Source organism: uncultured Campylobacter sp., assembly GCF_937997595.1.
GTDB lineage: Bacteria > Campylobacterota > Campylobacteria > Campylobacterales > Campylobacteraceae > Campylobacter_B.
This window is the reverse complement of record NZ_CALKTS010000099.1, coordinates 1-10,907: the sequence shown is the minus strand read 5'-3', so window position 1 is coordinate 10,907 and position 10,907 is coordinate 1. Positions and strand designations below refer to the sequence as shown.

The 10,907-nt window shown below is 47.5% G+C and carries 13 protein-coding genes; 9 read left to right on the top strand and 4 right to left on the bottom strand.

Going from position 1 to position 10,907, the window contains the following annotated elements:
* The 7 genes from Q0614_RS03570 to Q0614_RS03540 all read left to right on the top strand — a co-directional run.
* On the top strand, positions 1-416 hold a 416-nt coding region (locus tag Q0614_RS03570; protein ID WP_298786590.1), incomplete at its 5' end, for a DJ-1/PfpI family protein.
* A gap of 78 nt (positions 417-494) precedes the next feature.
* Positions 495-824 carry a hypothetical protein gene (locus Q0614_RS03565; protein WP_298786588.1) on the top strand — a complete coding sequence of 110 codons (330 nt, stop codon included), beginning with the start codon at positions 495-497 and terminating at the stop codon, positions 822-824.
* Positions 825-902: 78 nt separating this feature from the next.
* The gene (locus tag Q0614_RS03560; protein WP_298786586.1) at positions 903-1,106 is read left to right on the top strand and encodes a hypothetical protein; all 204 of its coding nucleotides are present in this window, start codon (positions 903-905) and stop codon (positions 1,104-1,106) included.
* Between the two features lie 86 nt (positions 1,107-1,192).
* Positions 1,193-1,888, top strand: coding sequence for a uracil-DNA glycosylase (gene ung / locus Q0614_RS03555; RefSeq protein WP_298786584.1), 696 nt, complete (start codon positions 1,193-1,195; stop codon positions 1,886-1,888).
* Between the two features lie 171 nt (positions 1,889-2,059).
* The gene (locus Q0614_RS03550; protein ID WP_298786582.1) at positions 2,060-2,866 is read left to right on the top strand and encodes a transporter substrate-binding domain-containing protein; all 807 of its coding nucleotides are present in this window, start codon (positions 2,060-2,062) and stop codon (positions 2,864-2,866) included.
* 436 nt (positions 2,867-3,302) lie between these two features.
* Positions 3,303-4,109: a transporter substrate-binding domain-containing protein gene (locus Q0614_RS03545; protein WP_298786580.1), complete on the top strand. Its 807-nt coding sequence runs from the start codon at positions 3,303-3,305 to the stop codon at positions 4,107-4,109.
* Positions 4,110-4,126: 17 nt separating this feature from the next.
* Complete coding sequence (locus tag Q0614_RS03540) at positions 4,127-4,933, top strand: transporter substrate-binding domain-containing protein (RefSeq protein WP_005873330.1); 807 nt, start codon at positions 4,127-4,129, stop codon at positions 4,931-4,933.
* A gap of 234 nt (positions 4,934-5,167) precedes the next feature.
* On the opposite strand, the gene Q0614_RS03535 is transcribed toward Q0614_RS03540, so the two are convergent.
* The 4 genes from Q0614_RS03535 to radA all read right to left on the bottom strand — a co-directional run bounded on the left by Q0614_RS03535 (position 5,168) and on the right by radA (position 8,013).
* Positions 5,168-5,911, bottom strand: coding sequence for a hypothetical protein (locus Q0614_RS03535; protein ID WP_298786578.1), 744 nt, complete (start codon positions 5,909-5,911; stop codon positions 5,168-5,170).
* Positions 5,912-6,009: 98 nt separating this feature from the next.
* The gene (locus tag Q0614_RS03530) at positions 6,010-6,174 is read right to left on the bottom strand and encodes a hypothetical protein (RefSeq protein WP_298786573.1); all 165 of its coding nucleotides are present in this window, start codon (positions 6,172-6,174) and stop codon (positions 6,010-6,012) included.
* A gap of 295 nt (positions 6,175-6,469) precedes the next feature.
* Positions 6,470-6,622, bottom strand: a complete 153-nt coding sequence (locus Q0614_RS03525; RefSeq protein WP_298786571.1) for a hypothetical protein — start codon at positions 6,620-6,622, stop codon at positions 6,470-6,472.
* A 41-nt stretch (positions 6,623-6,663) separates the two neighbouring features.
* Positions 6,664-8,013, bottom strand: coding sequence for a DNA repair protein RadA (gene radA, locus Q0614_RS03520; RefSeq protein WP_298786569.1), 1,350 nt, complete (start codon positions 8,011-8,013; stop codon positions 6,664-6,666).
* A 199-nt stretch (positions 8,014-8,212) separates the two neighbouring features.
* On the opposite strand from radA, the gene brnQ reads away from it, so the two are divergent.
* Complete coding sequence (gene brnQ, locus Q0614_RS03515) at positions 8,213-9,544, top strand: branched-chain amino acid transport system II carrier protein (protein WP_298786567.1); 1,332 nt, start codon at positions 8,213-8,215, stop codon at positions 9,542-9,544.
* Between the two features lie 192 nt (positions 9,545-9,736).
* A partial coding sequence (locus Q0614_RS03510) for a hypothetical protein (RefSeq protein WP_298786565.1) occupies positions 9,737-10,907 on the top strand: 1,171 nt, incomplete at its 3' end.

The following is a 10,907-nucleotide window of genomic DNA, read 5'->3' as shown; positions in this document are numbered from 1 at the left end:
ATCTAGGCGGCTTTGATGCGGTTTTTGTGCCCGGCGGTATGGCGACGCGCCGCCTTAAAGACGATGCGGGCTTCATCTCGTGGCTCGCAACCGCGCGCGATGCGAAGTATAAGTTTAGCGTTTGCACCGGTTCGCTGCTTCTGGGCGCAGCGGGGTTTTTACGCGGAAAGCGCGCGACCACGCACCCGTTTTGCTACGATCTGCTGGCGCCTTACTGTGCGGACGTAGTGCACGAGCGGCTAGCGCGCGAAAGCCTGCCCGCAGGAGGCGAGATCATCACCGCAGGCGGCGTAAGCAGCTCCATAGAGCTTGGACTTTGCGTGATTGAAAAATTTGCAGGCGTCCAGGCGCGAGAGGCTGCCGCTGCGGCGATGGACTATCCTTATTACGGCCTTAGAAGCAAGTTCGTACGATGAAATTTTAAAGCCGCTAAGGTTGGCGGTGCGGTTTATAATACCGCAGTAAATTTTAAAATAGAGAGGAGGTAAATCTTAATGCAAGCAGTAAAGATATTAAAAACATTGTGGAAAGTCATCAAGATCGTCATACTCGCAGCATTGATATTACCGTTTGCGGCATTGATATTGTTTGTTTTATTTATAGCATTTTTATTCTCGCCCCTTAATACGGGGTTTTCGTATATAGAAAATCAAGATTTGATTAAATTTAAATCTTTAACAAATGCGAATGGAGAAACTTTATTAATTTATCGTAAAAAAAGACCTTCCTTATCATGCAGCGAAAAAATACAGACTTGCATCTGTTACACGCATTTTATAAAGGCGGATAAGCCTTTTATCGCAACACAACAAGAAATGCTATAAAAGGGCTATGAGCTTGTTTCTGAGTCCGATTGCATAGCTGAAACTACAAATTTGCACGAATTTAAAATATCCTGGGCGATGCCGTCATATCATTATGCAGGTGATAAGGAATATCTGATCTATGGCTCGATCGAAAATTTAAACCTAACGGCGCTAATTAACGATAAAAGGCGAATATGGCACAAAAAAGAGCACAAATGGGAACAGCCGGACGATTATGACCACGAGGTTATTTTTTATCCGGAACTTAATATAGTTCAAATAAATAAAATGGGGTATTAATGGACGCATCTGTAATTGGTCGCGACGCTATTTTTAAAATTTATTGTAAAATTAGGGCGTTAATTCATTAAATTTAAAGGACCGGCATGCAGATAAATTTAGACGACGTGAGGATCGAGAGCGGCTGGAAAGAGGCGCTTAGGGAGGAATTTTTAAGCGAGTATTTTGCGAAGATCAAAGAAAACCTGCTCGCCGCAAAGGCGCGCGAGATCGTCTATCCGCCGGGAAATTTGATCTTTAATGCCTTCAATCTTACTCCGTTTGAGCGGGTGCGCGCGGTGATTTTGGGGCAGGATCCCTACCACGGCGCGCATCAGGCGATGGGGCTTAGCTTTTCGGTGCCGCACGGCGTGCGAATCCCGCCCAGCCTCGTAAACATCTACAAAGAGATTAAGAGCGATCTGGGTATCAGCGAGCCTGCTAGCGGCGATCTGAGCTACTGGGCGAAGCAGGGCGTGCTGCTACTTAATGCGAGCCTTAGCGTGGGCGCGAACCGCGCAAACTCGCACAGCGGCTTCGGCTGGCAAATTTTTACCGACGCCGTGATTAAAATTTTAAGCGCGAAGCGGCAAAATTTGGTCTTTATGCTGTGGGGAAATTTCGCCAAAGCAAAATCGGTGCTGATCGATGCGCAGAGGCATCTCATTTTAACCGCCGCTCATCCTAGCCCGCTTGCCGGAGGGGCGTTTTTTGGCTGCAAGCATTTTAGCAGATGCAACGAATATCTGCGCGCGCACGGCTTGGGAGAGATCGATTGGGATCTAAATCACGGCGCAGATTAAATGTATTTTAAATGAAATTTGCGTAAAATGCGCCGCAAAATTTCAAAGGTAAAGAAATTTTAAAAAATGTCGAAAGGAGAAGTGAGCGAATAATATACGACCGGCTTAAAACGGCTTGCCAAAGCGACGCGAATGCGCGGCTAGGCTAATCATTGTAATTAAAGGAACGATATGAAAAAGATAATTTTGGGAATTTTATTGCTATTTACAAGTAGTGTAGTGGCAAATACCCTATCTGAGATTAGGCAATCGGGCAGTGTGCGCGTAGGCGTATTTGAGGCGCAACCGCCTTTTAGTAAATTTGAAGACGGCAAATTTCAAGGATTTGAGGTGACCCTAGCCGAGGCGTTATCAAAAGATATATTCGGTGGCAAGGCGGGCAAGGTAGAATTCGTACCCGTAAAGGCTAGTGAGCGTTTAAAAGCGTTGGAAGAAAATAAAGTAGATATGGTGCTTGCGACCTTTACGATCACAAATGAGCGTAAGCAGGTGGTCGATTTTACGACGCCGTATTTCGCAGTAAATATCGGCGTGCTAACCCGCAAGGGCGATAAAATCAAAACTATGTCTGATTTACACGGTAAGCCGATCATCGCAGAAAGCGGAACTACGGGTGAGGCGTATTTTAGAAAAGAGGGCTTTGAAATTGTAAATTGCGCTACCGCAAACGAATGCTATAAAATGCTAAAGGATGGTAAGGGCATCGGATATGCGACAGACAATCTGATAGTTTTGGCTTATGCTGTCATCGACAGCGACACTGAGGTAAATATAAAAAATTTAGGCGTTTCGGATTTCTTAGGCATCGCGGTTTCTAAAGGCAATAAGGATCTGCTTGAGTTCTTAAATGGCGAGCTAGTCAAGCTAAGCAAGAACGGCTTTATGAAAAAGACCTATGACGAGACTATCGAGCCGTATTACAAGGGCACTGCGGAGAAAAAATATTTCTTGCTGGATGACCTTTATAGCTTATTTTAGGCGGGCATAGCGATACAGCTCGCCTGTGTTTGTTTTCGTAAGCATAGCTGTGTGCTCTCGCCAGGTAAAATTTAAAAGGCTCGCATAGCCTTGCTATTTTGTCCGACTTTGCGAGCTTGGTTTAGATTGTAAGATTTTACTAACGCGCCGTTGCAGAATTTATAAAATTCCATAGAATTTCGCAGTGGCGCGCTATTTTTATGGCGCTAATAGACGCACAGAATTTAAGCGAAGCGCTAAAATTTAATGAGAGCAGGCAGGGTTTGGCGCAAGGCAGCAAAATTTAAAAAGCCTCTATCATTATGCTTAGAAATTTTAGTTACGAAATTTTATCGCTAAACTCGCAATTTAGGGAATAGTTTCGGTTCTAGTAAAATGAAATTTTAAGAAAATTTACATTACAATTACGAAAAATTTAAAATTCAAGGAGGAAATTATGAAAAAGTCATTTTTTCTTATTCTATTGTCGGCGATCTTTGTTTTTGCGAATTCCTTAAGCGAAATAAAGCAAAGCAAGGTTATCAGAGTGGGCGTTTATGAAAATGAGCCGCCTTTTAGCAAGTCAAGCGAGAAAGGCTTTGAAGGCTTCGAAGTCGAGCTTGCCAACGCGCTAGCCGGTAAAATTTTCGGTAACAGCGGCGGTCGTATCGAGCTCATACCGGTAACAAACGAAGTGCGTTTTCCGATGCTGCAAAACAATCAGGCAGATATGATAATCGCGGCTGCAAGCATCACTGAAGAGCGTAAAGGCAGCGTGGATTTTTCGATGCCGTATTTTACGGTGAATTTGGGAATTTTAACGAAAAAAGACTCAAATATTCACAAAATAGGCGATCTGATGGGCAAAAAGATCGGCGTCATCCGCAAGACTACCGGCGAGGCATATATCAAAAAGGACGGCGGTTATAATATTTCTTATTGCAACGATTCAGTCGATTGCTACAGGAGATTAAAAAGTGGCGAGATCGACGGGTATTGCAACAACAACCTTTTTGTAATGGTCTATCCGATCGTAGATCCCGCAGTCGAGGTCAATATAAAAAATTTAGGCGATAATGTATTCTTGGGCGTCGCGGTGCAAAAGGGTAACGCGGAGCTGCTAGAAGCGATCAATAAAGGCTTGATCGCGCTTAGCAAAGAGGGCTTTTTCAAAAAGGCCTATGAGGACACTTTCGAATCCTTCTATAAAGGCACCGTCGATAAAAAATATTTCCTACTCGACGATCTTTACAGCTTTTTTTAATAAAAAAGGAATTTAAAATGAAAAAATCACTGTTTTTAATTCTTCTATCTTGCATCTTTGCGCTTGCGAATTCTTTAAGCCAAATAAAGCAGAGTAAAGTCATTCGTATCGCTGTTTATGAAAATGAGCCTCCATTTAGTAGAGTTACGGATAACGGCTTTGAGGGCTTTGACGTAGAGCTTGCTAATGCAATCGGAGGCAAAATTTTAGGCGATACCGGCGGCAGGATTGAGCTCATACCGGTATCGGCGCAAGCGCGCTTTCCGTCCATTCAAAATAATCAGGCGGATATGCTTATCGCGGCTGCAAGCGTTACTGAGGAGAGAAAGAAAAATTATGAGTTTTCGATGCCCTATCTTTCGGTAAATTCCGGAGTTTTAACCAGAAAAAGCGACAATATCCAAAAAATGAGCGATCTGCGAGGTAAGAAAGTAGGCGTCATTCGCGGCTCGACGGGCGAAGCGTTTATGCAAAAGGACGGCGGCTACAATCTAGTGTATTGCAAAAATTCCTCCGATTGCTACAAGCGGTTAAAGAGCGGCGAGATCGACGGCGCGTGCGACGATAATCTATTTGTGATGGTCTATCCGGTCGCAGATCCTAGCGTCGAGGTTAATATCAAAAGTCTTGGCGAGAACGTATTTTTAGGCATCGCGATGCAAAAAGGTAACGCAGATCTCGCAGAAGCCGTCAATCAAGCGCTCATTTCGCTTAGCAAAGAGGGCTTTTTCAAAAAAGCGTATAACGATACTTTCGAGCCTTTCTACAAAGGCACTGTCGATAAAAAATACTTCCTTTTAGACGACATATACAGCTTCTTTTAAAATTTTAAATTTAACGCAGGGCGTGGATTTGAAGCTTCGCGGCTTTAAATTCTAACCCGCGCATAACCGGCGTGTCATTAAAATTCCATCTCAAAATTTTGTCCTAAAATCTCATTTCAAATTTTATTAGTCCCGCCGCCGCGCCGAAGCCCAGTATTCACACGGCGGTCGCAATCTTTAGTATTTGCGACCATTTGCGTCGCGCAAAATTAGATCGAGCTAAGCTTTAAAATTTTACTTCGAGCCCTTGGAATTTTTTAAATCCTGCATGCGCTCCTGCTGAGCCTGCACGAACGCGCCGTATCTGATAAAAAGATAATCTTTGATCTCAAAAATCATCAATGTAAAAATCGAAGGCAGCGTGAAAAATCTAATCGTCATAAATACCAGGTCAAGCGCGTTTAGCTCGTCGCTGCCCGCGCGATACCCTCCCGCGCCCGCGGTTAAAATTCCGTGAAGCGTCTCGTAATTGTAAAGGATGAAAATCGTCACGAAAAGCGTGGAGAGCTTCGATACGATCTTATTCATAATCTGCGCCACGTCCTCGTCGGCGATCACCGACATCGCAAACCACACGAGGGTGAAAAACAGCGGAAAGACGATGTTGAAATTTAGCGAGTTATCAAGCTTCTGCGCACCCGTAACCGCGATGATCGCAAACACCGCCGCAAAGGGGATCACAAATAGCGCGAAGGTCATCGCCGATTTTATCGCCTTAAAAAAGCTGTACGTAAGCAGGGGCGAGCCCAAAGCGAGCAAAAAGATCGTCAGCGCGTAGTTGGCTTTGGCAAAATCGTATAGGTTAAACAGCGCAAATACCGACGCTGCTGCAAGTAGCGGCACGCTGAGCTTAAACAGCACCCCGTATTTGGCGTAAGCGCGCGATACGACGGCATCGAGCCTGCTAAATTTAACGTTTAAGCTTTGCGCTCTGATGAAAAACAAAATGACGAATTTGACGATTACGTTTGGGCTCATATGCACCTTTCCGTTTAAATTTATGAAATTTTATCCGTGCTAGATTTGCGAAATTTTATCCGCGGAGCCTGTCCGTAGAATTAGGCTTTGCCGACGGCTTATGCGGTCTGCGTTAAAATTTCATCGCGCTCTCGCTGCGTTGCCATCTTGCCGCCTTGTAGGCTTTGTCTTTTGGCTACGTGAGGCGGACCTGCGCGCTTTGGCTTGCATAGCGTCTTGCTAGCAAGCCTTTTCGGGTTGCGACGTGCTACGGCGGCGCCCATTCGGCTCGGCGCGCGATACTTTGCTTGCGGTATCCGCGTCGCGCCCGCGCATGAGAGCTTGGCGTCGCTAAAATTTTACCGGCTCTTAGCCCTATGCGATACGTCCTGTGCGCCGCGATAGAATTTTGTGCGACGCAAAGAGCTGTCGCGCTTGGCTTTGCGCCGCAATGCGGCAAAATTTTAAAATTTGCGCCGCAAAGCGCCTATCTTGCTTACTAGGATGCGGCGCGAATGATTAAATTTTTAACCGCACCGTCGCCGAGCCGTTTTAAAGCTCAAACGAATTTTTGAGCCGCTACGATACGTGAAATTCCAAAAATCGCGCTTTAGCGATCAAGCTTGTTTGCGCTTGCTTGTGAGCCATGCAAAAAGCGGCGCACTTGCGCCCCTCGCCGCTCCCATGCAAAAGCAACGCGCCCTTTGCCGCTGAAAATTTATTTTTGCCCATTCGCCCCCCCCTGCTAAACTGAAGCTAAGAAGCGCTCTGCCTCACATCCAATCTAAAATTTGCGTAATCTCCGTGGCGTGAAAAATTTTAAGCCCCTGCGCGTTTTGCGGCTTCATCGGGACGATCGCGTTTTTAAATTTCTGCATCGCGGCTTCTTTCAGGCGCGCATCGAGGTTGAAGATCTCTCTAATCTCGCCGTTTAGGCTCACCTCGCCGATGAAGACGCTTTCTTTGCTGATCGGACGGTTTTTGAAGCTGCTTACGATCGCCGCGACGACGGCTAGATCGCACGCCGTTTCGGTGATTTTGACGCCGCCGCTTACGTTTACGAAGACGTCGTATCCGCCAAGCCCGATCTCAAGCTTGCGATCAAGTAGCGCTAGAAGCATATCGAGGCGGTTTTTGTCAAAGCCCGTGGCGCTGCGCTTGGGGTAGCCGCTCTCGCACACGAGTGCCTGGATCTCCACGACGAGCGCGCGCGTGCCCTCCATCGTGATCGTGATCGCCGAGCCGCTTACCGCCTTGCCGCGCGTAAAAAATTTACTCGCGACGTCCTTTGCGCTTACAAGCCCGTGCGGCCCCATCTCGAAAATCCCCACCTCGCTCGTAGCTCCGAAGCGGTTTTTAAAACCGCGTAAAATTCTAAGTTGCTTGCTCGCATCGCCCTCGAAATACAGCACCACGTCCACCATATGCTCTAATATGCGCGGGCCTGCGATCGAGCCTTCTTTGGTGATGTGACCGATGATGAAGATCGAAATTCCGCGCGCCTTGGCAAGTCGCATCAGCTCGAAGGTGATCTCGCGCACCTGCGTGATCGAGCCCGGCGCGGAGGGGGCCTTGTCGCTAAAAAGCGTCTGGATGCTGTCGATGACGATAAACTTATAATCCCTGCGTTCGACCTCTTCAAGCACGGCGCTCAGATTTATCTCGGTGAGCAAAAACAGCTGCTCGCTTATCGCGCCAAGCCGCTGCGCGCGCATTTTGATCTGGCTTGCGCTCTCTTCGCCGCTTACGTAAAGCACAGCGCGGCCGCCGCTTGCTAAATTCGCCGCGATCTTAAGCAGCAGCGTGGATTTTCCGATACCGGGGCTGCCGCCGATTAGCACGAGCGAGCCCTCCACGACGCCGCCTCCGAGGACTAAATTTAGCTCGCTATCCTTGGTGTCGATGCGCGAAATTTGTTCGATTTCTATCTCGCTGATCGCTTTGGCGCTTGCGGACGAGGTGCGGGCAAGCTCGCCCTCGATCTCTTTTAGCGCTTTGATCTGGGCGGGCTTGAGCTCGACGAAGCTATCAAATGCGCCGCAGTCCGGGCATCTGCCGAGCCATCTGCTTTGCTGATTGCCGCAGTGTTGGCACTCAAAAATCGTAGTTTTAATCTTCGCCATCTTTATCCCTCGCTCATTTTGTCTAAATTTAGCCTTGAATTTCGCGAGATTATACTTAAAATTTTTAAAATTTTAGCCGCCCCGCGTGCTGTTTGCGGAATCAAAAATCACGAGATAGAGGATTTGTGGCTAAATTTAAATATGTTTTAAACATTTATAACTATAATACAAACTTTACTTTATTTAAAGAAGGTTTAAGATGAAGGGCAAGCTTAGTAGAAGCCAGTTTTTGACGATATCGCTTACGCTGTTTGCGATGTTTTTCGGTGCGGGAAATTTTATTTTTCCGCCGGGCTTAGGCAAGGATTCCGGACAGAATTTTTATGTCGCGATAATGTTTTTTTGCGCTACGGCGGTGCTTCTGCCGGTTCTCGGCGTCGCAGGTATTGCGCGCGCTAAGGGGCTTCAGAGCCTAGTGCGCCGCATAGATCCGGTGTTTGCGATCGTTTTTACCGCGCTTTTATATCTTACGATCGGGCCGCTTTTTGCGATACCGCGCGCGGCGAATATGCCTTTTGACATCGCGATTAAGCCTTTTATTGCGGAAGAGCGCCTTCAAATTTGGCTATTTGTTTATTCTGCCGCATATTTTGCGCTGAACTATTACATCTGTATGAACCCTTCAAAGCTCGTCGATCTGCTCGGAAAATACCTCACGCCGATACTTTTGGCGCTTATTTTGCTGCTTTTCGGCGCGGGATTTTTATTTCCGATCGGAAGCTTCGTCGCTCCTAGCGGGGAGTATGTCGATCATGCCGCAGCAAAGGGTTTCGTAGAGGGCTATCAGACGATGGATGCACTCGCTTCGCTGGCATTTGGAATCATCGTAATTAACGCCATTAAAGCAACCGGCGTAAGTGACGAGAAGCACCTCGTAACCTCTACGATAAAAGCGGGAATGATGTCGGGCGTCATACTGATGACGATATATTTTATGCTGGGCTATCTGGGCGCGACTTCTGCGGAGCTTTTCAAAGATACGCCGAATATCAACGGAGCGGAGCTTTTGTCGCGAGTAAGCGATCATTATTTCGGAAGAATTGGCGTCGTGATCCTGGGTAGTGCGTTTTTCCTAGCCTGCATCACCACGACGTTAGGGCTTATAAGCTCGGCTAGCGAATACTTTGAAGAGCTTACGAAAGGTAAGATCAAATACAAAACCTGGGCGATCGCTTGGTGCGTGATCGGCTTTGGAGTCGCAAATTTCGGCCTTACGACCATCATCAAAGGCTCCATCCCTGTGCTCGTCGCCATCTATCCGATCTCGATCATGCTGATAATCCTCTCGCTGATTAATCCATGGATCGATTCGAGCAAGTTGATTTACCGCGCCTGCGTCTATGTTTGCGTCGTCGAGGGCGTCATAAACGGACTTGATATTTTGGGGATTTCGGTACCGCTTGTTACGTTTATCGTAAAGAAAATGCCGTTTTACGACTCGATGCTCGGTTGGATCGTGCCTAGCACCTTGACTTTCGCCGTGACCTACGTGCTGCATCTGATCTTTGAAAAAAGAGACGATAGCTTCTAAATTTAAGAGCTATTTTAAAATTTAGCCGGGCTCTACGAGGCTCGGCGTACTTTTAAAATTTAATTCGCCGCCGAATTTAATCTCCCATATTTTTCCATAGAATTTCGACATATAAAATAAGCCGCCTTCAAAATTTAACTTAAATTTACGCTAAAATTATCAAAATAAAATTTCAAAAGCAAGGATGGCAAGATGAGCAAGCGGGACGAAGCGCTAAGCTTGGCTCGAGATTTTGAGCGCGACGGCTTTAGAGTGCCTAATTTATACGAGCGGTTTTGGCGGCTGCAAGGGGATGCGGTAGCGTATTTTACGCTAGCAGACAGCCTGCTGCGTGGGCAGCAAGAGGGCGGCACGCTGCTAAAGGACGCTCTGGGCTATGTAGGCGAGGGGGATTTTAAAGCTCTGATCGCCACGGCGGTTGAAATTTTGCGCGAAAAGGCGGCAGATGGGCGCGAAACGAAGCAGGACGAAAGCGCGGCACAGACGGGAGAGAATGCACGCTCGGCGCGGGCGGACAAAAGCGCAGGCAAAAATGCGCGGCAAAAATACGGCAGAGATGAAAAAAGCGCGCGCTGGAAAAACGCCGAAGAGGTCATCGCTGCGGCAAGTCTCGAGTTCGCGCCGTTTTTGCACCAGTATCTGGGCGAGCTTTTTAAATTGCAGCCGAACGAGAGCGCGTATTACGCGGAGTATCCGTGGCGCGAGCTTAGTTACGAGAGCTCGCAAATCTGGCGCGAGAGGCTTGCGGATCCGCAGACGAGCAGAGATGAGCGGCAAAAAATTTTTAGCTGCCTGCTGCAAACCCGCGATCCGCAAAATATAAAATTTGCCTGCGAGTTCGCGCTTGCGGAGGACTTCTTCGACCGTCCGTGCGACCTGCTTGAGTATATTGGCTATTGGCTGGAGGCCGTGGGATTTACTTTTGAGCGGGTTAAATTTGACGCAGACGGCGCGGCTCAAGCGGTGGCGGATGAAATTTTAAAAACAGATACGCTCAAACACGGCAACGCCAAACAAACCCAAACGGGCGAGCGCGACGTATCGCGAGCTAACGTAAATTTAAATGAAGCGTGCAATGAGGCAAGCGTCGTTAAATTTAACGCAGACGAATTCGACTCCGATAAATCACAAAAAGCACCGAACGATGAAGTAAGCTTTGGCGGCAAGGAATTCAGGCTCAAAAGATACTGCAGCCAGCGCGTGTATCACATAATCTTTCCGCGCGGCTATTTCGGCGCGCCCTATGCGCTGCATCTGGCGAAGCGTCATCCGACCTGGCGATTTGAGAGCGGCGAGGCTGGATATAAGCTCGGCGGGGTCTTGGGCGAGCCGGACGGCGATGCGCAAAATCCGCTATTTCATC

Excerpts from the sequence above, each read along its gene's own strand:
- ung (WP_298786584.1), top strand. The coding sequence starts at position 1,193 with ATGCAGATAAATTTAGACGACGTGAGGATCGAGAGCGGCTGGAAAGAG.
- Q0614_RS03525 (WP_298786571.1), bottom strand. The coding sequence starts at position 6,622 with ATGGGCAAAAATAAATTTTCAGCGGCAAAGGGCGCGTTGCTTTTGCAT.
- Q0614_RS03565 (WP_298786588.1), top strand. The coding sequence starts at position 495 with ATGCAAGCAGTAAAGATATTAAAAACATTGTGGAAAGTCATCAAGATC.
- Q0614_RS03535 (WP_298786578.1), bottom strand. The coding sequence starts at position 5,911 with ATGAGCCCAAACGTAATCGTCAAATTCGTCATTTTGTTTTTCATCAGA.
- Q0614_RS03545 (WP_298786580.1), top strand. The coding sequence starts at position 3,303 with ATGAAAAAGTCATTTTTTCTTATTCTATTGTCGGCGATCTTTGTTTTT.
- Q0614_RS03560 (WP_298786586.1), top strand. The coding sequence starts at position 903 with ATGCCGTCATATCATTATGCAGGTGATAAGGAATATCTGATCTATGGC.
- Q0614_RS03530 (WP_298786573.1), bottom strand. The coding sequence starts at position 6,174 with ATGGGCGCCGCCGTAGCACGTCGCAACCCGAAAAGGCTTGCTAGCAAG.
- brnQ (WP_298786567.1), top strand. The coding sequence starts at position 8,213 with ATGAAGGGCAAGCTTAGTAGAAGCCAGTTTTTGACGATATCGCTTACG.
- Q0614_RS03550 (WP_298786582.1), top strand. The coding sequence starts at position 2,060 with ATGAAAAAGATAATTTTGGGAATTTTATTGCTATTTACAAGTAGTGTA.
- Q0614_RS03540 (WP_005873330.1), top strand. The coding sequence starts at position 4,127 with ATGAAAAAATCACTGTTTTTAATTCTTCTATCTTGCATCTTTGCGCTT.
- radA (WP_298786569.1), bottom strand. The coding sequence starts at position 8,013 with ATGGCGAAGATTAAAACTACGATTTTTGAGTGCCAACACTGCGGCAAT.